The organism is Streptomyces sp. McG3 (genome assembly GCF_018619185.1).
Lineage (GTDB): Bacteria > Actinomycetota > Actinomycetes > Streptomycetales > Streptomycetaceae > Streptomyces.
The window spans coordinates 17,225-42,153 of the sequence record NZ_JAAXYC010000011.1 but is presented as its reverse complement, the minus strand read 5'-3'; the positions used below and the strand labels follow the sequence as shown (position 1 = coordinate 42,153).

Below are 24,929 nucleotides of genomic sequence, written 5' to 3'. Positions count from 1 at the left end.
CACCCTGTGCGGGATTGTCAAGAAGGAACGTTCGTTTTAGATTGGTGTCATGGCTCGCGTATCTCAGGAACACCTCGACGCCCGTCGCCGTCAGATCCTCGACGGTGCGGCGCGCTGCTTCGCCCGCAACGGATTCCACGGCACGTCCATGCAGGACGTCCTCAAGGAGGTGGGTCTGTCCGCCGGGGCGGTCTACCGCTACTTCCCCGGCAAGGAGGACATCATCGCGGCCATCACGCAGGAGACCTTCGCCGTCATCCGCGGCGCCTTCGAGGAGGCCTCCCGTATGACGCCGCCGCCCACCCCGGACGCGCTGCTCGGCCGGGTGCTCGGCGGGGTGCTCGCGGGGGAGGTGCACGGGCTGGAGCGCCGGGCCTTCGCCGCGCTCGTCGTTCAGCTCTGGTCCGAGACGCTGCGCGACGAACGGCTCGCCGCGCTCCTCGACGACGGCTACGCCACGATGCGCGTCGCCTGGGCGAAGCTCGTCGACGCCTACCGTTCCGCCGGGATCCTGGCGAGCGACGTGCCCGGCGACGATGTGGCGCGCACGATGATCGCGACGGCGCAGGGCTTCATCGTGCAGGAGGCGCTCTTCGGGGATGTGCGCCCCGAGGTGCTGAAGAACGGGTTGCGCGGACTGATGTCCATGAACCCGCAAAAGATCAGTTAACGCAATGGAAAAACTTCCGCCCTAACGTGCAATGCCTGGTCGCGGGAGTGCAGTTCTCGTTCAACGAATTGTTGAACGGGGATATGGTCCCGCTGCGTCCGGAGCCGGAGCCGGACGGAAGACGATGAGGTGGAAGCGTGCAACTGACCCCGCACGAGCAGGAGCGTCTGCTCATCCATGTGGCCGCCGACGTGGCCGAGAAGCGCCGGGCGCGCGGGCTGCGACTCAATCACCCCGAGGCCGTCGCCCTGATCACCGCCCATCTGCTGGAAGGTGCCCGGGACGGCCGTACCGTCGCCGAACTCATGGCGTCCGGACGCAAGTTGCTCACCCGGGACGACGTCATGGAGGGCATCCCCGAGATGCTCCACGACGTCCAGGTCGAGGCCACCTTCCCCGACGGCACGAAGCTCGTCACCGTCCATGACCCGATCGTCTGACGGGGCCGCGCCGATGATTCCCGGAGAGATCCTGTACGGGGACGGGGACATCCCCCTCAACGCGGGGCGTGCCGTCACCCGCCTCACCGTCCTCAACGCCGCCGACCGTCCCGTCCAGGTCGGCTCCCACTACCACTTCGCCGAGGCCAACCCCGGGCTGCGCTTCGACCGCGCGGCCGCCCACGGGCTGCGGCTGAACATCGCCGCCGGCACGGCGGTCCGCTTCGAGCCCGGCATCCCCGCCGACGTCGAACTCGTCCCCCTCACCGGCCGCCGCGTCGTCCCCGGCCTGCGCGGCGAAACCGGAGGTGCCCTCGATGCCTGACCTCAAGAGAGCCGTGTACGCCGATCTGTTCGGGCCCACCACCGGCGACCGGATCCGGCTCGCCGACACCGACCTGCTCGTCGCGATCGAGGAGGACCGCTCGGGCGGCCCCGGACACGCGGGCGACGAGGCGGTGTTCGGCGGCGGCAAGGTGATCCGGGAGTCGATGGGCCAGGCCCGCACCACCCGCGCCGAGGGCGCGCCCGACACCGTCATCACCGGGGCCGTCGTCATCGACCACTGGGGCATCGTCAAGGCCGACATCGGTATCCGGGACGGCCGGATCACCGGCATCGGCAAGGCCGGGAACCCGGACACCATGGACGGCGTCCACCCCGACCTGGTGATCGGCCCGGAGACCGAGATCATCGCGGGCAACGGGAAGCTGCTCACGGCCGGAGCCGTCGACGCCCACGTCCACTTCATCTCACCCACCCTCATCGACCAGGCACTCTCCAGCGGCATCACCACCCTCGTCGGCGGCGGCACCGGACCCGCCGAGGGCTCCAAGGCCACCACCGTCACCCCAGGGCCCTGGCACCTGGCCCGGATGTTCGAGGCGCTGGAGACCTTCCCGGTCAACATCGGGCTGCTCGGCAAGGGCAACACGATGTCCCACGAGGCCATGCACTCCCAACTGTGCGGCGGCGCCCTGGGCTTCAAGATTCACGAGGACTGGGGCGCGACGCCCGCCGTCATCGACGCCTGCCTCACCGTCTGCGAGCGGACGGGCGCGCAGCTCGCCATCCACACGGACACGCTCAACGAGGCAGGGTTCGTCGCCGACACCCTCGCCGCCATCGCCGGCCGGACGATCCACGCGTACCACACCGAGGGGGCGGGCGGCGGACACGCGCCCGACATCATCAGCGTGGTCTCCGAGCCGTACGTCCTGCCCAGCTCGACCAACCCCACCCGGCCGCACACCGTCAACACCATCGAGGAACACCTCGACATGCTGATGGTCTGCCACCACCTGAACCCCGCCGTCCCCGAGGACCTGGCCTTCGCCGAGTCCCGGATCCGGCCCTCCACCATCGCGGCCGAGGACATCCTGCACGACCTCGGGGCCATCTCGATCATCTCCTCGGACTCCCAGGCCATGGGGCGGATCGGCGAGGTGGTCCTGCGGACCTGGCAGACCGCCCACGTCATGAAGAAGCGGCGCGGAGCCCTGCCCGGGGACGGCCGGGCAGACAACCACCGGGTCCGTCGTTATGTCGCCAAATACACCATCAACCCGGCCGTCGCGCAGGGAATGGACCAGGAGATCGGCTCCGTGGAGACCGGCAAGCTCGCCGACCTCGTCCTCTGGGACCCGGCGTTCTTCGGCGTGAAGCCGCAGACCGTCATCAAGGGCGGCCAGATCGCGTACGCACAGATGGGCGACGCCAACGCCTCCATCCCGACGCCCCAACCGGTGCTGCCCCGGCCGATGTTCGGCGCCCTGGGGCGAGCGGCCGCCCAGGGCTCGTTCAACTTCGTCTCCGCCGCAGCGATCGAGGACGGGCTGCCCGAACGCCTCGCCCTGCACAAGCGGTTCGTCCCCATCACCAGCACCCGGGGGGTCACCAAGGCGGACATGCGGGAGAACGACGCCCTGCCGCAGGTCCACGTCGACCCCGACAGCTTCGCCGTCACGATCGACGGCGACCCGGTCGAGCCGGCGCCTGCGGCGGAACTGCCCATGGCCCAGCGCTACTTCCTCTTCTGAGCGGACCCGCCATGTCACGCGCCGCACTCCTCGTCCTCGCCGACGGCCGGTTCCCCGCCGGAGGGCACGCCCACTCCGGCGGCGCCGAACCGGCGGTCGCCGAGGGCCGCGTCCTCGACGCCGACTCCCTCGCCGACTTCTGCCGGGGCCGGCTGCACACCACGGGCCTCACCGCCGCCGCCCTCGCGGCGGCGGCGGCCCACGGCCTCGACCCGCTCGCCCTCGACGAGGCCGCCGACGCCCGTACGCCCTCGCCCGCCCTGCGGGCCACCGCCCGGAAGCTGGGCCGGCAGATGATGCGGGCCGCCCGCGCCACCTGGCCGGGCCCCGAACTGGACGCGCTCGCGGCGGCCCGGCCGCGCGGCGCCCACCAGCCGGTCGTCCTCGGGCTCACCGCGCGGTCGGCGGGTCTGGACCCCGTGGACGCCGCCCACTGTGTCGCGTACGAGACCGTCAGCGGCCCCGCCACCGCCGTCGTCCGGCTCCTCTCCCTCGACCCCTTCCACGCCACCGCCGTACTCGCCCGGCTCGCCCCCGAGCTGGACCGGGTCGCCGAACAGGCCGCCGAGGCCGCCCGACAGGGCATCGACGCCCTGCCCGCCGCCTCGGCGCCGCTCCTCGACATCACCGCCGAGGCGCACGCCGCCTGGCCGGTCCGCCTCTTCGCCTCGTAACCGCACCGGCCCGGGCCCGCAGGACCCACTTTCCGACCCGCACACCCACAGGAGCCCCTCATGCACCTCGGCCACTCCCACGACGGCCCCGCCGCCGTCAGCGCCGACGCCACCCGCCCCGACGGCGCCCGGCGCGCCCTGCGTATCGGCCTCGGCGGACCCGTCGGCTCCGGCAAGACGGCCACCGTCGCCGCCCTCTGCCGGGAACTGCGCGACCGGCTCTCCATCGCCGTCGTCACCAACGACATCTACACCCAGGAGGACGCCGCCTTCCTGCTGCGCAACGCGGTCCTGCCGCCCGAGCGGATCCAGGCCGTCGAGACCGGCGCCTGCCCGCACACCGCGATCCGCGACGACATCTCCGCCAACCTCGAAGCGGTCGAGGACCTGGAGGACGCGGTCGGCCCGCTCGACCTGATCCTCGTCGAGTCCGGCGGCGACAACCTCACCGCCACGTTCTCCAAGGGACTGGTCGACGCGCAGATCTTCGTCATCGACGTCGCGGGCGGCGACGACATCCCGCGCAAGGGCGGACCCGGCGTCACCACCGCCGACCTGCTGGTCGTCAACAAGACCGACCTCGCCCCCTACGTCGGCTCCGACCTGGAGCAGATGGCCCTCGACGCCAAGAAGCAGCGCGGCGAACTCCCCGTCGCCTTCACCTCGTTGACCTCGGCCGAAGGCGTCGGGCCGGTCGCCGACTGGGTGCGGGCACAGCTCGCCGCCTGGGCCGCGTGAGCGTCCGCGCGACGGCCCGGCTCCGGGCCGAGCCCGACGGGCGGGGCGGGACCGCGCTGCCCGTCCTGGTCAGCGACGGCCCGCTCGCCCTGCGCCGCACCCGCTCGCCGCAGGCCGCGTACGCCCGGGTCACCGTCGTCGGCGCGATGAGCGCCCCGCTCAACGGCGACAAGCTGGCGATCGAGGCGGACATCGCGGACGGGGCACGCCTCACCGTGGACGCGGTGGCGGCCACCGTGGCCCTCCCGGGCCCACGGGCGGACACCGGCCCGTCCACGTACGGGATGGACCTGACCGTGGGGGAGGGGGCCGTGCTGCACTGGCTGCCCGAACAGCTGGTCTCCGCCCGCGGCAGCGACCTGCACCAGACCACGCGGGTCCGACTCGCCCCCACCGCCCGCCTGCTGTTGCGCGAGGAACAGATCCTCGGCCGGCACGGGGAGCCCACCGGCGCGCTCACCACCCGGCTCACCGTCCACCGCGCGGGCCGCCCGCTCCTGGACCAGCAACTGGCCTACGGGCCCGGCGCCCCCGGCGGCTGGGACGGCCCCGCCGTCCTCGGCGGGCACCGGGCCGTCGGCCAACTCCTCCTCGCCGACCCCGCCTTCGAGGAAGCCCCGCTCCCCGCACGCCTCCTCGGGCCCACCGGCGCCCTCACCCCGCTCCCCGGCCCCGCCGTCCTGGTGACCGCCGTGGCCGCCGACGCCCGCCTGCTGCGCGCCATCCTGGACGAGGCGATGCGCGAGCTGCTGGACGGGCTGAAGGCGGACCATCGAACGGGCTGAAGGCCGTCCGGCCGACGGAGTCCGCTCAGCGAACCTCCTTCACCGGTTATGGGTTCGGTAAAGAAACAGGTGTACGCCCTGGCCCCGGGTGCCCCACAGGCGAAAGGATCCCCGCGATGTACCGATGACCACGCCGCCTTCGGCGGCGGATCGGACGAAGGGGGAGGTTCCACGTGAGACGTACCAAGGTGCTCGGTTCGGCCGGGGCCCTCGTCGCGGGCACGCTCATAGCGGGGGCGATGGCCGCACCCGCCGCCAGTGCCGACGGCAGCCGGCACGGCCGGGGCGACGCGGAGGCGCGCGGGGTCGCCGTCGCGGCGCACCGGGCGGCGAACGCCGGGATCGACTGGCAGGACTGCCCGGAGGACTGGGGCCTCGCCGCCCCCATCCAGTGCGGCTGGGTGACCGTGCCGCTCGACTACGCCCGGCCGAACGGCAAGAAGATCAAGCTCGCCGTCGACCGGCACGTCAGCACCGGCACGAAGGGCGAGCGACAGGGCGCACTGCTCTACAACCCGGGCGGGCCCGGCGGTTCGGGACTGCGCTTCCCCGCCCGGATCCCCGCCAAGAACCCGCTCTGGACGAAGACCGCGAAGGCGTACGACTTCGTCGGCTTCGACCCGCGCGGGGTCGGCCACTCGGCCCCCATCTCCTGCGCCGACCCGCAGGAGTTCGTCAAGGCCCCCAAGGCCGACCCGGTCCCCGACAGCGAGGCCGACAAGCGCGCCCAGCGCAAGCTGGCCCGCGAGTACGCCGAAGGGTGCGGCGAGCGCAGCGGTGCGATGCTGCCGCACATGACGACGCCCAACACCGCACGCGACCTGGACGTCATCCGGGCCGCGCTCGGGGAGAAGAAGCTCAACTTCCTCGGCGTCTCCTACGGCACCTACCTGGGCGCCGTCTACGGCACGCTCTTCCCGGCCCACGTCCGGCGCATGGTCGTCGACAGTGTGGTCGACCCGTCGCAGAAGAGCATCTGGTACCGGGCGAACCTCAACCAGGACATCGCCTTCCAGACGCGCTGGGACGACTGGAAGGCCTGGGTCGCGAAGCACGACTCCGTCTACGGCATCGGCGACACCCCGCAGAAGGTCGAGAAGGCCTGGCTGGAGCTGCGGGCCGCCGCCAAGAAGGAGCCCATCGGGGGCGTCGTCGGGCCCGCCGAGCTCATCGGCTTCTTCCAGGGCGCGCCGTACTACGACTCCGCCTGGGCCCCCACCGCCAAGACCTGGAGCGCCTACCGGGCCGGTGACACCCAGGCCCTGGTCGACGCCGCCGCCCCCGACATGAGCGACCTCGCGGGCAACGCGGCCGCCGAGAACGGCAACGCGGTCTACAACGCCGTCGAATGCGCCGACGCCAAGTGGCCCACCGACTGGCGCACCTGGGACCGGGACAACACCCGGCTGCACGAGAAGTACCCGTTCATGACGTGGGCCAACGCCTGGATGAACCTGCCCTGCGCCACCTGGCCGGCCAAGCAGCGGACCCCGCTGGACGTGAAGACCGGCAAGGGCCTGCCGCCGGTCCTCATCGTGCAGTCCACCCGAGACGCCGCCACCCCGTACCAGGGCGCCGTCGAGTTGCACAAGCGGTTCAAGGGCTCACGGCTCATCACCGAGAAGGACGCCGGATCCCACGGCGTCACCGGACTGGTCAACCCCTGCGTCAACGAGCGGGTGGACACCTACCTGCTCACCGGGAAGACCGACCGGCGCGATGTGACGTGCGCCCCGCACGCCACGCCGAAGCCGTAAGAACCCCTCGTGGGACCGGGGCCGCTCAGCGGCGGCCCCGGTCGTACGCCTCCAGCCAGGCGTCCTCCGCCGCGTAGTCGAAGAGACCCTCGCCGTAGTTCTTGAGCATCTTCGGGAACGCCTCCCGCCAGTCGCGCCCCGCCAACTCCGCGTCGAGCCACTCGACCGTCTCCGGCAGCGACTCCACGTACCCCGTCACGGGGCGGTAGCCCAGCTGTTCCCCGGCGGCCGTCATGTCGTAGACCACGGGGTGGGCGCCGCTCCACGGCGTGTCCCCGACAACGCCGTCCGGCGGCCCGCCGTCGATCAGCACCGTCTCCGTCTCCCGCCCGAGCACGTCGTCGATCGCCGACGCGATCTCCGCGACCGTGAGGGCCTCGGGGTCCCCGGCGTTCAGCACGCGGGATCCCGGCTGCCCGGCCGCCAGCCGGATCAGCTCCGCCGCGTTGGACACATGGACCGGATGGAAGCGGCTCTCCCCGTTGTACGCGAGCACCCGGCGCCGACGCCCGTCGAGCAGCCGCTTCACCACGTACAGCTCGCGCGGTGTGCGGCAGTACGGGCCGTGGACCGCGCCCGCGCGCAGCAGCGTCACCGGCAGCTCCTCGCCCGCCGCCAGCAGCTCCCGCTCCAGCAGGATCTTCCGCGTCGCGTACGAGGCGTCACCCGGTGCCACCGTGCGCCAGGTCTCCGGCAGCGGCACCGGATAGCGGGGGAAGCCGTCACTCCGCGCCTGGGTGTCGAAGCTGCGGCCCCGGTCGTCCTCGTACACCGCCCCGCTGGAGATCACGACGGCCGATCCGATCCGGTCGGCCAGCCCCCTCAGCTGCCGGGCGTGCGCGCCGTCGAACGCCACCATGTCGACCAGCACGTCACAGCCGTCGCCCAGCGCCCGGCCGAGCGCCCCCTCCTCGTCCCGGTCGAGCGCCACCGCCCGGACCCCGGCGTCCCATCCCTCGTCCCGGCCGCCGCCGCGCGAGGCTGCGGTGACCTCCCAGCCGCCCGCGGCCAGCGCCCGCACCGCGGCCCGCCCGATCTGGCCCGTCGCTCCCAGCACCCATGCGTGTCCCTTGCTCATGGATCCGACGCTAGGGGAGCCGGCCCGCCGGGACGAGGGCGCTCTGCCGGTGGCGTATTCGCGCTCAGCGTCGCAGCTTGGGGAACTTCCTCGGCGGCGCGGCCTCCTGTTCGGCCGCCTTCACCTTGGCCGCGTACTCGTCCACGTACTCCTGGCCGGAGAGTTCGAGGATCGCGTACATGATCTCGTCCGTCACGGCCCGGATCGCGGCCTTCTGGTTCTCCATGCCGGCGTACCGGGAGAAGTCCATCGGTTCGCCGAAGCGGATCGCGACCCGCTTGATCTTCGGCACGACCTGGCCGGGCGGCTGGATCTCGAAGGTGCCGACCATGGCGCAGGGAATCACGGGCACCTGCGCGGTGATCGCCATCACCGCGACCCCGACCTTGCCCTTGTAGAGCCTGCCGTCGTGCGAGCGGGTGCCCTCCGGGTAGATCCCCAGCAGCTCGCCCTTGCCCAGGACGCCGAGCCCCTCGCGGATGGCCGCCTGCCCGGCGTCCTTGCCGGACCGGTCCACCGGGATCTGGCCCGCGCTGCGGAAGAAGGCCGCGGTGAGCCGGCCCTTGATCCCCGGGCCCGTGAAGTACTCGGCCTTCGCCAGGAAGGTGATGCGGCGCTTGATGATGGCCGGCATCAGGAAATGGTCGGAGAAGGAGAGGTGGTTGCCCGCGACGATCGCCGCGCCGTCCGCAGGAATGTTCTCCAGGCCCTCGATCCGGGGCCGGAACAGCAGCCGCAGTACGGGCCCCAGCACGACATATTTCAGGACGTAATAGAACACCTTGCGGGTGCACCTCGCTCTGCCGGGTCGGCGTCAGGGCTGTACTGCCGGGTTCAGGGCTGCGTAGTACCAGGTCACGGTGGTGCCGGGGCGCCACAGCGTAGACCCCGGCACCACCGAGCGACCGTAGCGAACCGGTCTCCCGGCTCGTACCCGCCTCCGGCCCCGTCAGACGTCCTCACCCGCTGCTGAGGACCGTCCCGGCGGGCTCAGGTGTCCTGCGTGGCCAGCATGCCGAGGGTGCACAGTCCCAGCACCACCCAGCCGAACCAGAGCCAGCCGCTGCTTCCCAGCGCCACCGTGTACGCGGTCACCGCTATCAGGGCCCCGCCGGTCATGTATCCCATGGTCTTCGTCGATCCGGACATGCGCGCACGCTCCTCGTCGGCCGCGCGGCCGTTGTCCCCATGGTCACCCCGTATGCGCCCTCCGCGCTACTGTCCGCGCGCCTGCAAAGACGCGAGATAGGCGTTGTACGCCGCCAGCTCCTTGTCACCGTCGCGGTCCGCCGCCCGGTCCGTGCGCCGCGCGGTGCGCTGCTCGGAGCGGTACCACTGGAAGACCAGCGCGATCAGCACCAGCACGGAGGGGATCTCGCTGAACGCCCAGGCGATGCCGCCCGCCCAGTTCTGGTCGCTCAGCGCGTCGATGCCGAGCGACGCCGGCGGATTCTCGTACGTCTTCACCATCGGCGTCGACGCCATCATCAGCGCGATCCCGAAGAACGCGTGGAACGGCATCCCGGCGAACAGCTCCAGCATCCGCATCAGATAACCGGGCCGGTGCGGACCGGGGTCCACGCCCATGATCGGCCAGAAGAAGACCAGGCCGACCGCGAGGAAGTGCACCATCATCCCGATGTGGCCCGGCTTCGAGCTCATCAGGAAGTCGAAGATCGGCGTGAAGTAGAGCGCGTAGAGGCTCGCGATGAACAGCGGGATCGTGAACACCGGATGCGAGATGATCTTCATGTACCGGCTGTGCAGCAGCTTCAGCAGCAGCTCGCGCGGCCCGATCCGCCCCCGGGCCGCCGGGGGCAGCGCGCGCAGCGCCAGCGTCACCGGGGCGCCCAGCAGCAGCAGGATCGGCGACAGCATGCTGATCACCATGTGCTGCACCATGTGCACGCTAAACATGACCATGCCGTAGTCGTTGAGCTTGGTGCACATCACCAGAGCGATGCTCAGCACGCCCACGGTGAAGAACACGATCCGGTTCACCGGCCAGCCGTCCCCGCGCCGACGCAGCCGCACCACGCCGTACCCGTACAGGGCGAGCGCCAGGACGCAGCCGGTCAGGAAGAACGGGTCGACGGAGAGCTCCAGCCCCCGCCCCAGCGTGAACGGCGGCAGATCCATGTTCATGCCGTGCCCGCTGTGATCCATCTGTTCACTCCCGATGGGGACACGTCCCCGTTTCGTGCCGGTTGTCCGGTCCAGAGTAGAACTGCCCCCGGCCGCGGTTGCGGCCGGGGGCAGTTCTGGACGACGTGTCCTGACGAGGTGTTCTAGAGCACGCACTCCGCCTCGGCGTACCGCTCGGCCGGGACCGTCTTCAGCGTCTCGACGGCCTCGCCCAGCGGGACCATCACGATGTCGGTGCCGCGCAGCGCGGTCAGCATCCCGAACTCGCCCCGGTGGGCCGCCTCCACCGCGTGCCAGCCGAACCGGGTCGCCAGGACCCGGTCGTACGCGGTGGGCGTGCCGCCGCGCTGGACGTGGCCGAGGATGACCGGGCGGGCCTCCTTGCCGAGCCGCTGCTCCAGCTCCCCGGAGAGCTGCGTGGCCACCCCGGCGAACCGCTCGTGACCGTAGATGTCCTTGACGCCCTGCTCGAACTGCATGGAGCCCTCGCGGGGCTTGGCGCCCTCGGCGACCACCACGATGGCGAACTTCTTGCCCGCCGAGAAGCGCTTGCCGACCAGCTCGGTCAGCTCGTCGATGTCGAAGGGGCGCTCGGGCACCACGATGGCGTGGGCGCCGGCGGCCATGCCGGAGTGCAGGGCGATCCAGCCGGTGTGGCGGCCCATGACCTCGACGATCAGCACCCGCTGGTGCGACTCGGCGGTGGTCTTCAGCCGGTCCAGGGCCTCGGTGGCGACGCCGACGGCGGTGTCGAAGCCGAAGGTGACGTCGGTGGAGGCGATGTCGTTGTCGATGGTCTTGGGGACGCCGACGATCGGGAGACCGGCCTCGGAGAGGAGGTTCGCGGCCTTGAGGGTGCCCTCGCCGCCGATCGGGATGATGGCGTCCAGACCGAGGTCCGCGACATGGCCGCGGGCGCGCTCCACACCGTCGCGCAGATGCGCGGGCTGGACCCGGGAGGAACCGAGGATCGTGCCGCCGCGGGCCAGGATGCCGCCCACCGCGTCAAGGTCGAGCTTGCGGTAGTCGCACTCCAGCAGCCCCTTCCAGCCGTCGTGGAAGCCGATGACCTCGTCGCCGTGGTCCACCACCGCGCGGTGCACGACGGAACGGATGACGGCGTTGAGGCCGGGGCAGTCGCCGCCGGAGGTGAGTACGCCAATGCGCATGGCCCGGAAACCTTTGCAACGTGAAGTCGATGACCGGACCACGTCGTCCGGTTGGATCCCCGCCACCCTACCGGCGCAGGGTGGCGGGACCGAACCGGCCGTCCGCCTGCTGGACTCCGCTCAACCGAGCGGAAAACACCTCAGGCGGACATCGCTCAGGCGAGCGGAAAGTGCCTCATGCGGGCTGGGTCGCCGAGGCGATCCGCTCGGAGCGCAGCGCGTCGTACCAGCGGTCGTCGGTGGGCGGCAGCGCGTTCACGTCGAGGGCCAGTTTCAGCAGCAGATCGGCGATCTGCGGGTTGCGGGCCATCACGGGGCCGTGCATGTACGTCCCGAAGACGGTGTCGTTGTACGCGCCCTCCGTGCCGTCCCCCGTGCCGTTGCCCCGGCCGAACTGCACCCGGGCGAACGGCCGTGCCGTCGGGCCGAGATGGGTGACGCCCTGGTGGTTCTCGAACCCGGTCAGCGGCGGCAGCCCGAGGTGCGGGTCGATGTCCGCCAGTACGTCGCCGACGCACCGTGCGCCCTCGCCGCGGGTGGAGACCACGTCGAGCAGACCGAGACCGGCCTCGCGCTCGCCGAGGTCGTTGACGAACTCGTGCCCGAGGATCTGGTAGCCCGCGCAGACCGAGAAGATGATCGCGCCGTTGGACGCGGCCCGGCTCAGCCCGCCGTCGCGGCGCAGCCGCTCGGCTGCCAGGCGCTGCGGACGGTCCTCACCGCCACCGATCAGATAGATGTCGCCGGACGTCGGCACCGGCTGGTCGCTGCGCACGTCGACGCGCTGCACGTCCAGACCGCGCTGCCGGGCCCGCCGCTCCACGACCAGGGCGTTGCCCTGGTCGCCGTAGGTGCTGAGCAGGTCGGGGTAGACCCAGACCAGACGCAGACCGTTGTTGCTCATGCTTCGTCCTCTCCGGAGGTGGCCGGGGCCGGGGTCAGTTGCCGACACGACGGCGCAGATCCTGGAAGGCGGTGTAGTTGGCGATGACCTCGATGCGGCCGGGCGGTGCGTAACCCACGGCCTCGTCGAGCGTCTCGCAGACCCGGAAGTCGAGACCGGCCACTTCGAGGCGGACCGCGAGGTCCAGCTTCCGGTCGCCGAGCACGAAGATCGGGTGACCCGCCAGCTGCGTGTAGTCCACGTCCCACAGCCAGGAGGTGTCCGTGCCGTCCGCGCCGCGCGCGTTCACCGAGAGGATCACCGGCGTCGGCGGCGGGTCGATCAGCGAGAACGTCTCCAGCCAGCCGGCCGGGTTCTTCGCCAGCAGCAGACGCAGCTCACGGTTCTGGAAGGTGACGACGTCATAGCGTCCGGCCACCGCCTGCACCTGGTACATCCGCTCCAGCGCGACCTGCGGCGGCACGCCGAAGACAGCGGCGACGGCGGCGGAGCTGGTGGCGTTCGCCTTGTTCGCCCGGCCCGGCAGCTGGAGGTGGATCGGCCATGCCGAACCGTGCGGGTCCAGGACGTAGTCGCCGTTCAGCGCCCAGCTCGGGGCGGGGCGGCGGAATCCGCACTGCCCGCAGAACCAGTCGTCGCCCGGGCGCTGCATCACACCGCCGCAGGACGGGCAGGACCAGGCGTCGTCCTTCCACGCCTGGCCGGCCGCCACCCACACCACGTTGGGCGAGGAGGAGGCCGCCCAGACGACCAGCGGGTCGTCCGCGTTCGCGATGACCACGGCCTTCGAGCCGGAGAGGCCCTCGCGCCAGTGCTCGGCCATCATCCGGGTCTCCGCCGCGCGGTCCAGCTGGTCGCGCGAGAGGTTGAGCAGGGCGATCGCCTTGGGTGTGGTGTCGCGCGCGACACCCGCCAGATACTTCTCGTCGACCTCGATCACGCCGAACTTCGCGTCCGAGCCGCCGGCCAGTGCCGAGGTGATGCCCGCGGGCATGTTCGCGCCGAGCGCGTTCGACACGACGGGCCCGGCGGCCCGCAGCGCCTCGGCGATCAGCCGCGTGGTGGTCGTCTTGCCGTTCGTCGCCGACACGAGGATCACGTCCAGGTGCTGCGCCAGCCGCCCCAGCAGGTCGGGGTCGAGTTTGAGCGCCACCCGGCCGCCGATCACCGATCCGCTGCCCCGCCCCGCGGCGCGTGACACCGCCGCCGCGGCCTTGCCCGCCGTCACGGCCAGTTTGGCCCGCGGCGACAACGGCTCCGTGTTGCCTGCCATCGTCCTAGATCCTCCTTGCATCGGTCCGCGCCTAGCCTATCGATGTCCGGCGCGGCGACCGCACCGCGGCACCACGGGAACTCCCCGGCCCCGGTGGAACGTAACCTTGCCGCCATGCGAAACCGCCCGATCCCCGGCAGTTCCGGACTCGTCCGTGAGATGAGTCTGCTCGGCGACCCGTTGCTCCACCGTGCCTGCGAGGACGTCACGGACTTTGGCCCGTCGCTGGCGCGGCTGGTCGAGGACATGTTCGCGACGATGTACGCCGCGCAGGGTGTCGGGCTCGCCGCCAACCAGGTCGGCGTCCCGCTCAAGGTGTTCGTCTACGACTGCCCGGACGACGACGATGTCCGCCATCTGGGACACGTGGTCAATCCCGAACTGGTCGAGGCGGACGGACTCACCGTACGCGGACCGGAGGGCTGTCTGTCACTTCCCGGTCTGGAAGCGGGCACGGATCGCTTCGACCACGCGGTCGTCGAGGGCCTCACGATGACCGGCGAGCCGGTCCGGATCGCCGGGACGGGATGGTTCGCCCGGTGCCTCCAGCACGAGTGCGACCACCTGGAGGGCACGGTCTACACCGACCGGCTGACCGGGCTGCGGCGCACCCGGGCGCTGCGCGCGGCGCGCCGGGCGCCCTGGGCGCGCGGGGGCTGAGCACGCCGGGCTCCCGGGCCCGGCGTCGGGAGCGGGTCCTCAGAACCCCGGGCCGCCCTGGAGGTCGCCCGCCTCCGCGAGCCTGCCCCAGAGCAGATCGGCCAGGCTGCTCACCAGCCGTTCGCGGGAGCAGGGCCGGTCGCCGAGCCACCAGTCGCCCGCCGCGTGCATCATGCCGACGATCCCGTGCCCCCAGATGCGGGCCATCTGCTCGCTGTCCGGGCCCAGGTCGACGCGCTCGGCGATCACCTGGCCGAGCTCCTCGCCGAGGCGGCGCAGCAGCGGGGCGGAGTGCCGGCCGACGTCGAAGCCCTGCTCGGGGGAGGGGGTGGCGTCGGCGCTGTCGGACGGGTGCATCAGGAAGCGGTAGACCTGGGGGCGGGCCTCGATCGCGGCGAGATAGGTGTCGAGCGTCGACTCCACCCGCTCACGCCGGTCGGCGGGCGCGTCCAGGGCGGCCCGCAGGGCGCTGAGCAGCGCGTCGGTGTGGCGCTTGGCGAGGGCGCGGTAGAGGCCGCCCTTGTCCCCGAAGTGGCGGTAGAGGATGGGTTTGGTGATCCCGGCCTCGGCGGCGATGGCGTTCATCGAGGCCTGCGGTCCGTCCCTGAGCACCACCCGGTCCGCCGCTTCCAGCAACTCGCGGCGACGGCGCTCGGCCGCGGTCCGCTGTCGCTCGGCGCTTCGTGCGGTCTCCATGTCGTCTCTTCTCCCACCCCTGGCCACGCGATGCCGTCGCATCGCCTCTGCACGCCCGCGCAACGTAACACTCCACAGGGCGGGCGCCTGATCGGCTCCGTGGCGGTTGACAGTACCTACTTGTCGGTAACAGACTGTGGTTACCGCGAGTAACGCATGGTTTTCGCCGCAGTGCCTGGAGGGGAACATGGCCGAGTTCACGCTTGAGCTCAACGACGACCAGAAGCAGGTCAAGGAGTGGCTCCACGGCTTCGCGGCGGATGTCATCCGCCCCGCCGCCTCGGAGTGGGACGAGCGTGAGGAAACGCCCTGGCCCGTCATCCAGGAAGCGGCCAAGGTCGGCATCTACTCCCTGGACTTCTACGCCCAGCAGTTCTTCGACCCTACGGGTCTCGGCATCCCCATGGCCATGGAAGAGCTCTTCTGGGGCGACGCGGGCATCGCCCTGTCGATCGTCGGTACGGGCCTGGCGGCCGTCGGCGTCCTCGCCAACGGCACCGAGGAGCAGATCGGCACCTGGATCCCGCAGATGTACGGCGACGCCGACGACGTGAAGGTAGCCGCCTTCTGTTCCTCCGAGCCCGACGCCGGATCCGACGTCGCCTCGATGCGCACCCGGGCCGTCTACGACGAGGCCAAGGACGAGTGGGTCCTCAACGGCACCAAGACCTGGGCGACCAACGGCGGCATAGCCAACGTCCACGTCGTCGTCGCCGTCGTCGACCCCGGCATCGGCTCCAAGGGCCACGCCTCCTTCATCGTGCCGCCGAACACCCCCGGCCTCTCCCAGGGCCAGAAGTTCAAGAAGCACGGCATCCGCGCCTCGCACACCGCCGAGGTGGTCCTGGAGGACGTCCGCGTCCCCGGACACTGCCTGCTCGGCGGCAAGGAGAAGCTCGACGAGCGCCTCGCCCGCGCCCGGGAGCGCGCCAAGTCCGGCGGTGAGCGCGTCAAGAACGCGGCGATGGCCACCTTCGAGGCGTCCCGCCCGGCCGTCGGCGCGATGGCCGTGGGCACCGCCCGCGCCGCCTACGAGGTCGCCCTCGACTACGCGAAGACCCGCAGCCAGTTCGGCCGCCCGATCATCGACAACCAGGGCATCGCCTTCCAGCTCGCCGACATGCGCACCCGGATCGACGCCGCCCGGCTGCTGGTCTGGCGCGCCTCCTGGATGGCCACCACCGGAAAGCCGTTCACCTCGGCCGAGGGCTCCATGTCCAAGCTGTACGCGAGCGAGACCGCCCGGGACGTCACCGCGCAGGCCATCCAGATCCTCGGCGGCAACGGCTTCACCCGCGAGTACCCGGTCGAGCGCATGCACCGCGACGCGGCCATCTACACCATCTTCGAGGGCACCAGCGAGATCCAGCGCCTGGTGATCGCCCGCACCCTGTCGGGCATGCCGATCCGCTAGCCGCCGCGGGTGACGGAAAGGGGGCGGTCCGGGACACGCGTACCGGACCGCCCCCTCCGGCCTGCTCAGCCGGGCAACTGCGCCTCGATCGCCGCCACGACCTCCGTGGCCTCGGGCTCGGAGCGCGGCCGGAGCCGGGCGACGGGCTCACCGGCCGGCGAGATGAGGAACTTCTCGAAGTTCCACTGGACGTCCCCGGCCTCCCCGTCCGCGTCCGCCAGCTTCGTCAGCTCCACGTACAGCGGATGCCGGTCCGCGCCGTTGACGTCGGTCTTCTCCAGCAGCGGGAAGGTGACCCCGTACGTCGTCGAGCAGAAGCTCTGGATCTCCTCCGCGCTGCCCGGCTCCTGGCCGGCGAACTGGTTGCACGGGACACCGAGCACGGTCAGGCCCCGGTCCCCGTAGTTCTGCTGCAGCCGCTCCAGGCCCTCGTACTGCGGGGTGAGCCCGCACTTGGAGGCCACGTTCACCAAGAGGACGGCCCGGCCGCTGTAGGCGCCCAGCGTGGTCGGCTCGCCCGCGAGGGTGCGCAGCGGAATGTCGTGCAGCGTCATGAAACTCTCCCTGATCATTGCGTGGTGGTGCCCATGGTGCCGCCCGCCGCTCACGGAGCGGCGAGCTCCTTGTAGTAGAAAGTGGTCGGCTTGAGGCTGCCCGCCGGATCCGCCGCGTATCCCGGTACGCTCCCGACCTTCGTCCAGCCCGCCTTGCGGTAGACCTGCTCGGCCAGGCTGCCGCTCTCGGTGTCCAGGATCAGCAGCGTGATGCCCTCCGTCGCCGCGTACGCCTCGACCGCGGACAGCAGCGCCCCGCCGAGCCCCTGGCCGCGCGCGGACGGCCGGACCATCAGCTTGGCGACCTCCGCGCGGTGCCGGGCGTTCGGCAGCGGAGCGCGGACCAGGGCGATCGTCCCCGAGACCCGCCCGCCCTCGCGGGCGATCCAGATGCCGACCCGCCCCGCCTCCACGTCGGCGGCCCGCTCACGCCACCAGGCGGCGGCCGTCTCCCGGTCCAACGGGGCGAGGAAGCCCACCGAGGACCCCTCGTCGACGGTCTCGGCCAGGAGGCCGGCCAGGTCGTCGGCGTACGTGACCAGTTCGGGGGCGGACACGTGGACGATCTCGGTCATGCGCGGGGGTCCTTTCACAGGGCAGGGGACGGGAGGAACCGTACGGCCCGCGGCGGAGGCTCTTTCCTCCAGGGTGCACGGGTGCTCCACCCCGGCGACGACATTCCCCACGGTGCCGTCCATCCCCTACCCGGATGCGCCGCCCGACACCGGGCGCGCGTGACGTCACCCGGTCTCCGGCCGCGTTCCGGCCACCGGCTCCGGCGTCAACCGGAGGGTGACCACGTACGCCACCACCACCGACACGATCACCAGGGGCATCACCGTGAGCCCCTCCTTGCCCAGCAGCAGCGTCGCCAGGAGCACCGAGGTCATCGGCAGCCGCAGCATCGCCACGCACATGGCCCCGACGCCCATCGCGAACCCCGCCGTGAGGTCCAGGCCCGGCAGGTGGGACAGCGCGACGCCCCCCACCGCGCCCACGAACATCGCGGGGAAGACAGGACCGCCCCGGAAACAGCTCAACGAGGCGCAGTAGGCCAGCGACTTGCAGACGATGAGCAGCACCAGAGCACCGACCGAGTACCCCGCGCTCCCGGAGAGGAGATGGCCCAACTCGTGCTCACCCGAATACAGCACCTCGGAGCCGTCCTTGCCGGACGTCTCGGCGTACACCAGCGCGAGCCCGCCGACGACCAGCCCCATCACCGCCGTGGCCACCACCGTCCGCCGCTCCACACGTTCCTGGAGCGCCAGCGAGAGCCGGCGGATGCCCGCGCCGGCGAAGGCGGCCGCGACACCGAGAGCCAGCGCCCACCCGAACCCCGCGACGTCGGGGGCCGCCGCCGACGGCACCTCGCCCAGGGTCAGCGAGTAGGTCCCCAGACCCGTCCAGGAACCCAGCCCGGTGAAGATCAGCGCGCCGATCCCCGCGGAGAGCAGCCCGGGAACCAGCACCACGCCCAGCATCGGCCCGGCCAGCCCCGACACCTCCATCAGCAGGAACGCGCCCAGCAGCGGGGATCCCAGCAGTGCGCTCACCGCGGCGAAGCTCCCCGAGGCCCCGAGCAGGGACCGGGCCCGCGGTGTCAGGTCCCGTTTGACGCGCCCCGCCGCCCAGACCGCCAGCCCGCCGCCCAGCGCGATCAGGGGCGCCTCCGGCCCGAGCACGGCGCCCACGCCCAGCGAGACCAGCGCCGCCAGGACGATGCCGGGCAGGTCCGCCGCGGCCGGGGCGCCGGTGGACACCAGCCCGTCCGCCGGCCGGTGCCCGCCCCCGCCCGGCATCCGGCGGACGGTGAGGCCGACCAGGAGACCCGCGACGCCGAGCAGCGGCACGGGCCACCACGACGGCGTCTCCTCGAAGCCCAGCGCCCGCGGCAGTTGCGTGTACGTCACCGCCTGGAGCTCCGACACGAGGGCCAGGAAGCCGAACGCGACCGCGGAGACCGGCACCCCGAGAACGGCCGCCATCAGCAGCAGCCCCGTGTACCTCCGCGTGCGGACCGCCGCGTACGGGTCCTCCGGCGCTGCGACGGGTGTGCCCGGAGACGTGGCCGGCATAGGTCGAACTCCTCGGCGTGAAGATCCCCGGGACGGGGAAGGGGGCGGGGCCCCACGGGTTCACGCCGGGATACCACGCACCGGTGGACCGGGCCCCCGACCACCGCCGGGGACACGCCCTTCGGCGCGGAAGGTCAGCCGCCCGGCCCCGGAAGACCGTTCGCGCCACCGCCCGGGACGTCCGCCGGCAGCCGCCCCGAGGCCACCGCGTCGACCAGCGCCCGGTGATCGAGCTCGTTGAGGTCCGCGTACGACTCCGCGAACGTGGCGATCGCCCGGTCGAAGACGTCCCCCCGCCCCAGGTAGCCGGCGATGGCGATCCGGTCCCCGGACCTGGCGTGGGCGCGGGCCAGCGTGGCGCCGCACACCTCGCCGAACGCGCGCATCCCCTTCGGCACCATCGACTCCGGCTCGGCGATGCCCTTCCAGTCGCGCAACTGACGCACGTAGAAGTCCCGGCTCCTGCCGTCGATGCCGTCGGCCCGCTCCCAGCCGAGGAAGATGTCGCTGGAGGCCTGCATCAGGCGCTGCCCCGCGACCACCCGCTCGCCCTGATGGGAGTACCGGCTCGCCCCGGTGTGCTCGGCGAGCACCGAGGGGCCCGCCTCCTTGGCCTGGAGGAGGAGCGGATCCCCGCCGTCCCGGCCGAGCAGCAGGATGATCCAGCACCGGGTGCCGACACTGCCCACACCGACGACCTTCCGGGCCACGTCCACCAGCGCGAAGTCCTCCAGCAGACTGCGCCGGTCGGACGCCAGGCTGTGGGCGTACCCCGCCACCATGGTCCGGAACTCCCGGTACACCGTCTCCCGCTCCACCCCGGGCATCAGACCGGTGAGCGGGACGACCATCGGCGGGTCCGGGGCGATCCGCAGCTGCCCGTCGACCACCTCGGCGAGCTTCCCGAAGGCCTGCCGGCTGTCCCGGGAGCGGGCCTTGCCCAGCGCCCGGTCGACGTTCCTGCGACCCCGCCCGCCCAACTGCTCCGCGGCCACCGTGCGCAGCCGCTCGGCGTCGGTCCTCGCGTACCACACCTCCAGATTGCGCATCCCGGCGAACCGGGCCATCGCCTCCCGGTACGAGCGGACCGCGGCCCGTACGATCCCGGCCCGCTCCCGGTCCGTGAAGCCGTTCGCCCGCCCCGCGATGACGAGGCTGGCCGCCAGCCGTTTGACGTCCCACTCCCAGGGACCCGGCAGCGTCTCGTCGAAGTCGTTGATGTCGAAGAGCAGATTCCGCTCGGCCGAGGCCAGCAGCCGGAAGTTCAGCAGATGGGCGTCCCCGCACAACTGTGCCCGGATCCCGGAGTCCGGGGTGCCCGCCAGATCGGCGGCCATCAGGGCGGCCGCGCCCCGGTAGAAACGGAACGGGGACTCGGTCATCCGGGCGTAGCGGATCGGGACCAGCTCGGGAACCCGGTCCGCGGACTGCGCTTCGAGGACGGTCAGCGGGTCGGGGCGCCGCGACGACGGAGCGAAATCCGCATGGCTCGACCGGGGCGCGTCCCGCCGGGCGGCCCTGCCGAGCGCCGCCCGTTCGGCCGGTGTCGCGTGAGGTGCGGCGCGCAGCGACGCTACGGCTTCCCGGTCCATGAGGTGATCCCTTCCGGAGTTCGTCAGGTCTCTTCGGTATTCGGTCAGGCCTCTTCGGCGAGCCCGCGGTCACGGTCACGCCGGAGTCCGACCCGTTGCCAGATCGCCCGCTGGGCCTTGAGAGCCGCCGTGCCGACCACGATCAGCACCAGGATGTTCACGACGAGCTGGATGGCGGAGCCCCGCACGTCGGACCAGCTGGTGAACGCCGTGGAGACGGCGATGTCCGCCGCGGCCGGGATCGTCGTCACGGAGATGAACACGCCGAGCAGGGCGCTGGTCCTGGCCTCGGTGAGCGACACGATCCCGACGATCCCGGCCAGGGTCGCGACGGCGACCGAGAAGAAGTTCGGCGTGTTGATGAGGTTGGAGACGGGGCGCAACCCCCGGTCGAAGGCCTCCGACTGCAGCCCGAAACCGCGGATGAGGAGGGCGAAGAGGAAGGTGACGACCATGGTCAGGAGAAAACCGGAACCCAGGGCGGCCAGCCCGCTCCGCACCATGGCCCGATGGCCCCGGTCGATCCCCAGCGCCACGCTGACGATGGCGCCGTACTCCGGCCCGACGACCATCGCCGCCACGATCAGGATCTGCGAGTTGGTGACGATGCCGACCGAACCGATCAGCCCGGCGACGACCAGATAGAGGAAGAAGCTCGGCGGGTACCGCCCGCCGGACCTGATGCGCGCCTCGACCTGCTCCCAGACCGGCGCCCGGCTCAGCGGCCCCAGCTCGCGCCGCCCCTCCTCGGAGGCCCTGCCGGGAAAGGCCGTGTCGACCGGTTCGATGACCAGCGTGCCCCGCTGGTCGAGATGGACGTCGAGCAGACGGTGCAGCACGTCGTTCGCCGCCCCCGTCAGCACGTCGCAGGCGATGGAGTCGCCGTCGGGACGGCGCGCGGCGTCACGCTGCACGATGAGGTTGAGCACGCAGGGGTCGCCCGAGAGCAGGCCGACGACCTCGTCGGTCAGGTCCGGCGGGCTGACCGCGCGGATGTGGATCATGTCCATCCCGGTACCTCCGCGGCTCCCGGCCCCGTCGCACGGCGCTCCACCCGGCCGGTGGCCCCGGGGGCTCACTCCAGTAACGCGGCCCCGCCCCCGTTCGGCAAACCGGGCGCCCGTCCCGGCCCGGCGCCCGGACGCGTGCCGCGCACCCGGGGCGGGAGTGCCCGATAGTGAGGGGACGGGGCCCGACCGGGAGGAAAGGCGCATGGACCGGTATCCGCCGATCGCCGACCACGGGCTCGTGGGCGACCTCCAGACCGTCGCGCTGATCTCCTCGCGGGGCGTCGTCGACTGGCTCGCAGCACCCCGGTTCGACTCGCCCAGCGTCTTCGCCGCCCTGCTCGACCACGAGCGCGGCGGGTTCTTCCGGGTGGCGCCCGAAGGCGGCACGCACACGTGCAAGCAGCTCTACTACCCCGACACCGCGGTCGTCGTCACCCGGTTCATGGCACCCGACGGCGTCGGAGAGGTCCTCGACTGGATGACCCCGATCCGCTCCGGCGGGCCGACCGACCGGCACACCCTCGTCCGCACCGTGCGCGCGGTCCGCGGCACCGTGCGGTTCGGCCTGGAGTGCCGGCCCCGGTTCGACTACGGCCGGGCCGCCCACGAGCTGGCGCTCGGTCCGACCGGACACGCAGCGGTCTTCCGGGCCCCGGGGGTCACGGCCCACCTCCGGACGGCCTTCCCGCTGACCCGTGACGGCCAGGACGCCGTCGGCGGCGTCACCCTGCGCGCCGGGGAGACGGCGGGGGCCGTCCTCACCCTCTGCGGCCCCGACGGGCCCGAGCCACCGCACCCCACCACCGAGGGAGTCACGGACGAGCTCTGGGACGTCGTCGACTTCTGGCAGCGGTGGGTGCGCGGATCCCACTACGACGGCCGCTGGCTCGACATGGTCAACCGCTCCGCGATCACCCTGAAACTGCTCACCTACCAACCCAGCGGCGCGCCCGTCGCCGCGGCGACCATGGGACTGCCCGAACAGCTGGGCGGAGAACGCAACTGGGACTACCGGTACACCTGGGTGCGGGACGGCTCCCTGTCGGTGCGCGCCCTGCTGGACCTGGGCTTCGTCGACGAGGCGACCGCGTTCACCCACTGGCTCGGCGACCGGCTGCGGGACCGCCGGGACACCGGCGGGGAGCCGCTCCGGATCATGTACCGGGTCGACGGGAGCCCTCTGGAGGGGGAGCGGATCCTCGGACACCTGGAGGGCTACCGGGGCTCCCACCCGGTCCGGCTCGGCAACGCCGCCGACGACCAGCTCCAGCTCGACATCTACGGCGAAGCCCTCTACGCGCTGTCCGAGGGCCGCGAGGTCGGCATCCAGGCGGGCCACCGGGGATGGAAGATCCTCTCCCGCACCCTGGACCGGCTCGCGGACTCCTGGGACCGCCCCGACGAAGGCATCTGGGAGACCCGCGGCGGGCGCAAGGACTTCACCTACAGCCGGGTGATGTGCTGGGCCGCCTTCGACCGGGGCCTGAAACTCGCCGCGCAGTTCAGCCGCCCCGCCGACACCGCCCGGTGGACGGCGGCGCGGGACGCCGTGCTGGAGCAGGTGGTGGAGCGCGGCTGGAGCGAGAACCTCCAGGCCTACGTCCAGAGCTACGGCAGCGAGGTCCTCGACGCCTCCCTGCTGCTGATGCCGCGCGTGGGCTTCCTCGCCCCGAAGGATCCGGGCTGGCTGTCCACCCTGGACGCCATGGACCGCACCCTGGTCTCGGACAGCCTCGTCTACCGCTACGACCCGGCGGCCTCACCGGACGGGCTGCGCGGCTCCGAGGGGACGTTCAGCCTCTGCACCTTCCTCTACGTCGACGCACTCGCCCGGGCCGGACGGCTGCGCCAGGCGCGCTACACCTTCGAGAAGATGCTCACCTACGCCAACCACGTGGGCCTGTTCGCCGAGGAGATCGGACCCAGCGGCGAACAACTGGGCAACTTCCCCCAGGCGTTCACCCATCTCTCGCTCATCATGGCGGCCCGCACCCTGGACGAGGCGCTCGACCGGGAGCGCGATCGTCCCTGAGCCGCACCGGCCCCTGCGGGCGGCCGCGGCGCCGTAGTGACAGGATCGGCGTGTGGAGATTCCCGACGCCTTTCCCGAACCGCTGCCCGGTGCCGCCGGTGCCGCCGGTGCCGTCGCCCGGGACCCCGCCGCCGAAGGCGAGCAGCACCGGGGCCGCCGCCTCGTCCGCTGCCGCCTCTGCGGCCGGCCCCTCACCGGGACCGACTCGCGCCGGGCCGGCCTCGGACCGTCCTGCGACGCCAAGCTGCACCCGGCGCCGCCGGACATCCGCACCCGCCGCCACGAGGTCGACCAGGACCCGCTGCCCGGCACGTAGAAGGGTGCTCTAGTCGCTCGCCAGCCGCCGGAACAGCCCTTCCTGCACCACCGACACCAGCAGCTCCCCCGAACGGTCGTAGATCCGGCCCCGCGCAAGCCCCCGGCCGCCCGTGGCGATCGGCGACTCCTGGTCGTACAGGAACCACTCGTCCGCCCGGAACGGCCGGTGGAACCACATCGCGTGGTCCAGCGAGGCCATGTCGAAGCCGCGCGGACCCCACAGCGGCTCCACCGGGATGCGGACCGCGTCCAGCAGCGTCATGTCGCTCGCGTACGTCAGCGCGCAGGTGTGCACCAGTGGGTCGTCGCCCAGCGGGCCCACCGCCCGCATCCACACCGCGCTCCGCGGATCCGCGTCCTTGATCTCATCCTTCGTCCAGCGCAGCCGGTCGACGTAACGGATGTCGAAGGGCTGCCGCCGTGCCATCCGCTCCAGCGCCTCCGGCAGCACGCCCAGGTGCTCGCGCACCTCCTCGGCCACCGTCGGCAGCTCCTCCGGGTCCGGGACGATCCGGGCCGGCGGCAGCTGGTGCTCGAAGCCCGCCTCCTCGGGGCGGTGGAACGACGCCGTCAGGTTGAAGATCGTCCGGCCCTCCTGGACCGCCGTCACCCGCCGGGTGGTGAACGACCGGCCGTCCCGCACCCGCTCCACCTGGTACACGATCGGCACCCCGGGACGGCCCGGCCGCAGGAAATAGGCGTGCAGCGAGTGCACCGGCCGGTCCCCGTCGGTCGTCCGGCCCGCCGCCACCAGCGCCTGGCCCGCGACCTGCCCGCCGAAGACCCGTTGCAGGGACTCCTCGGGACTGCGGCCCCGGAAGATGTTGACCTCGATCCGCTCCAGGTCGAGAAGGTCGACCAGGCGCTCGGCCGGGTTCGTCATAGCGTCGCTCCCCACGTGCG

At 72.0% G+C, this 24,929-nt stretch carries 26 protein-coding genes; 12 read left to right on the top strand and 14 right to left on the bottom strand.

Features of this window, described 5'->3' with window-relative positions:
* The first annotated feature begins 49 nt into the window (after positions 1–49).
* The 8 genes from HET64_RS03640 (at position 50) to HET64_RS03605 (ending at position 7,103) form a co-directional block, all read left to right on the top strand.
* Complete coding sequence (locus tag HET64_RS03640; protein WP_215102184.1) at positions 50–670, top strand: TetR/AcrR family transcriptional regulator; 621 nt, start codon at positions 50–52, stop codon at positions 668–670.
* Between the two features lie 137 nt (positions 671–807).
* Complete coding sequence (locus tag HET64_RS03635; protein WP_215102182.1) at positions 808–1,110, top strand: urease subunit gamma; 303 nt, start codon at positions 808–810, stop codon at positions 1,108–1,110.
* Positions 1,111–1,123: 13 nt separating this feature from the next.
* On the top strand, positions 1,124–1,435 hold the full coding sequence (locus tag HET64_RS03630) for an urease subunit beta (protein WP_215102234.1): 312 nt from the start codon (positions 1,124–1,126) through the stop codon (positions 1,433–1,435).
* Positions 1,428–3,149, top strand: coding sequence for an urease subunit alpha (locus tag HET64_RS03625; RefSeq protein ID WP_215102179.1), 1,722 nt, complete (start codon positions 1,428–1,430; stop codon positions 3,147–3,149). Before HET64_RS03630 ends, HET64_RS03625 begins: the two co-directional genes overlap by 8 nt.
* Positions 3,150–3,160: 11 nt before the next feature.
* On the top strand, positions 3,161–3,823 hold the full coding sequence (locus HET64_RS03620) for an urease accessory protein UreF (protein WP_215102177.1): 663 nt from the start codon (positions 3,161–3,163) through the stop codon (positions 3,821–3,823).
* A 60-nt stretch (positions 3,824–3,883) separates the two neighbouring features.
* A complete protein-coding gene (gene ureG, locus HET64_RS03615) occupies positions 3,884–4,561 on the top strand; it encodes an urease accessory protein UreG (protein WP_215102175.1) in 678 nt (225 codons plus the stop codon).
* Positions 4,558–5,346 (top strand): urease accessory protein UreD, encoded by a 789-nt coding sequence (locus HET64_RS03610; protein ID WP_215102173.1) that lies wholly within the window; start codon positions 4,558–4,560, stop codon positions 5,344–5,346. The genes ureG and HET64_RS03610 overlap by 4 nt, the downstream gene beginning before the upstream one ends.
* A 173-nt stretch (positions 5,347–5,519) precedes the next feature.
* Complete coding sequence (locus tag HET64_RS03605; protein ID WP_308369777.1) at positions 5,520–7,103, top strand: alpha/beta hydrolase; 1,584 nt, start codon at positions 5,520–5,522, stop codon at positions 7,101–7,103.
* Between the two features lie 25 nt (positions 7,104–7,128).
* Here HET64_RS03605 and HET64_RS03600 read toward each other — a convergent pair whose 3' ends face one another.
* The 7 genes from HET64_RS03600 to HET64_RS03570 form a co-directional block, all read right to left on the bottom strand.
* A complete protein-coding gene (locus tag HET64_RS03600; RefSeq protein ID WP_215102225.1) occupies positions 7,129–8,160 on the bottom strand; it encodes an NAD(P)-dependent oxidoreductase in 1,032 nt (343 codons plus the stop codon).
* Positions 8,161–8,245: 85 nt separating this feature from the next.
* The gene (locus HET64_RS03595) at positions 8,246–8,962 is read right to left on the bottom strand and encodes a 1-acyl-sn-glycerol-3-phosphate acyltransferase (protein WP_215102171.1); all 717 of its coding nucleotides are present in this window, start codon (positions 8,960–8,962) and stop codon (positions 8,246–8,248) included.
* A gap of 209 nt (positions 8,963–9,171) precedes the next feature.
* Positions 9,172–9,330: a hypothetical protein gene (locus tag HET64_RS03590; RefSeq protein ID WP_003970622.1), complete on the bottom strand. Its 159-nt coding sequence runs from the start codon at positions 9,328–9,330 to the stop codon at positions 9,172–9,174.
* A 66-nt stretch (positions 9,331–9,396) separates the two neighbouring features.
* Positions 9,397–10,347: a cytochrome c oxidase assembly protein gene (locus HET64_RS03585; RefSeq protein WP_215102169.1), complete on the bottom strand. Its 951-nt coding sequence runs from the start codon at positions 10,345–10,347 to the stop codon at positions 9,397–9,399.
* Positions 10,348–10,469: 122 nt separating this feature from the next.
* Positions 10,470–11,495 carry a 6-phosphofructokinase gene (locus HET64_RS03580; protein WP_003970624.1) on the bottom strand — a complete coding sequence of 342 codons (1,026 nt, stop codon included), beginning with the start codon at positions 11,493–11,495 and terminating at the stop codon, positions 10,470–10,472.
* A gap of 175 nt (positions 11,496–11,670) precedes the next feature.
* Positions 11,671–12,399 (bottom strand): type 1 glutamine amidotransferase, encoded by a 729-nt coding sequence (locus tag HET64_RS03575; RefSeq protein WP_215102167.1) that lies wholly within the window; start codon positions 12,397–12,399, stop codon positions 11,671–11,673.
* A 34-nt stretch (positions 12,400–12,433) separates the two neighbouring features.
* Entirely contained in the window at positions 12,434–13,672 is a 1,239-nt protein-coding gene (locus HET64_RS03570; protein ID WP_215102165.1) for a MurT ligase domain-containing protein, read from the bottom strand.
* Between the two features lie 114 nt (positions 13,673–13,786).
* Between HET64_RS03570 and def the strand changes: the two genes are divergently transcribed.
* The gene (gene def / locus HET64_RS03565; protein ID WP_215102163.1) at positions 13,787–14,332 is read left to right on the top strand and encodes a peptide deformylase; all 546 of its coding nucleotides are present in this window, start codon (positions 13,787–13,789) and stop codon (positions 14,330–14,332) included.
* A 39-nt stretch (positions 14,333–14,371) separates the two neighbouring features.
* On the opposite strand, the gene HET64_RS03560 is transcribed toward def, so the two are convergent.
* Complete coding sequence (locus HET64_RS03560) at positions 14,372–15,028, bottom strand: TetR family transcriptional regulator (RefSeq protein WP_215102158.1); 657 nt, start codon at positions 15,026–15,028, stop codon at positions 14,372–14,374.
* Between the two features lie 187 nt (positions 15,029–15,215).
* On the opposite strand from HET64_RS03560, the gene HET64_RS03555 reads away from it, so the two are divergent.
* On the top strand, positions 15,216–16,442 hold the full coding sequence (locus HET64_RS03555) for an acyl-CoA dehydrogenase family protein (protein WP_215102156.1): 1,227 nt from the start codon (positions 15,216–15,218) through the stop codon (positions 16,440–16,442).
* 65 nt (positions 16,443–16,507) lie between these two features.
* Here the strand turns inward: HET64_RS03555 and HET64_RS03550 are convergent, their stop codons facing one another.
* From HET64_RS03550 to HET64_RS03530, 5 genes are all read right to left on the bottom strand, one after another.
* Positions 16,508–16,996, bottom strand: a complete 489-nt coding sequence (locus HET64_RS03550; RefSeq protein ID WP_215102154.1) for a glutathione peroxidase — start codon at positions 16,994–16,996, stop codon at positions 16,508–16,510.
* Between the two features lie 50 nt (positions 16,997–17,046).
* A complete protein-coding gene (locus HET64_RS03545; RefSeq protein WP_215102152.1) occupies positions 17,047–17,571 on the bottom strand; it encodes a GNAT family N-acetyltransferase in 525 nt (174 codons plus the stop codon).
* A 165-nt stretch (positions 17,572–17,736) separates the two neighbouring features.
* Entirely contained in the window at positions 17,737–19,074 is a 1,338-nt protein-coding gene (locus HET64_RS03540) for a chloride channel protein (protein WP_215102150.1), read from the bottom strand.
* Positions 19,075–19,208: 134 nt separating this feature from the next.
* Complete coding sequence (locus tag HET64_RS03535) at positions 19,209–20,666, bottom strand: DUF2252 domain-containing protein (protein ID WP_215102148.1); 1,458 nt, start codon at positions 20,664–20,666, stop codon at positions 19,209–19,211.
* A 44-nt stretch (positions 20,667–20,710) separates the two neighbouring features.
* Positions 20,711–21,676, bottom strand: a complete 966-nt coding sequence (locus HET64_RS03530; protein ID WP_215102146.1) for a DUF389 domain-containing protein — start codon at positions 21,674–21,676, stop codon at positions 20,711–20,713.
* A gap of 202 nt (positions 21,677–21,878) precedes the next feature.
* Between HET64_RS03530 and HET64_RS03525 the strand changes: the two genes are divergently transcribed.
* Positions 21,879–23,708 (top strand): glycoside hydrolase family 15 protein, encoded by a 1,830-nt coding sequence (locus tag HET64_RS03525; protein WP_215102144.1) that lies wholly within the window; start codon positions 21,879–21,881, stop codon positions 23,706–23,708.
* A 52-nt stretch (positions 23,709–23,760) separates the two neighbouring features.
* Positions 23,761–24,024, top strand: coding sequence for a DUF6011 domain-containing protein (locus HET64_RS03520; RefSeq protein ID WP_215102142.1), 264 nt, complete (start codon positions 23,761–23,763; stop codon positions 24,022–24,024).
* 9 nt (positions 24,025–24,033) lie between these two features.
* Here the strand turns inward: HET64_RS03520 and HET64_RS03515 are convergent, their stop codons facing one another.
* Positions 24,034–24,909 (bottom strand): acyl-CoA thioesterase II, encoded by an 876-nt coding sequence (locus tag HET64_RS03515; RefSeq protein ID WP_215102140.1) that lies wholly within the window; start codon positions 24,907–24,909, stop codon positions 24,034–24,036.
* Positions 24,910–24,929 lie beyond the last annotated feature (20 nt).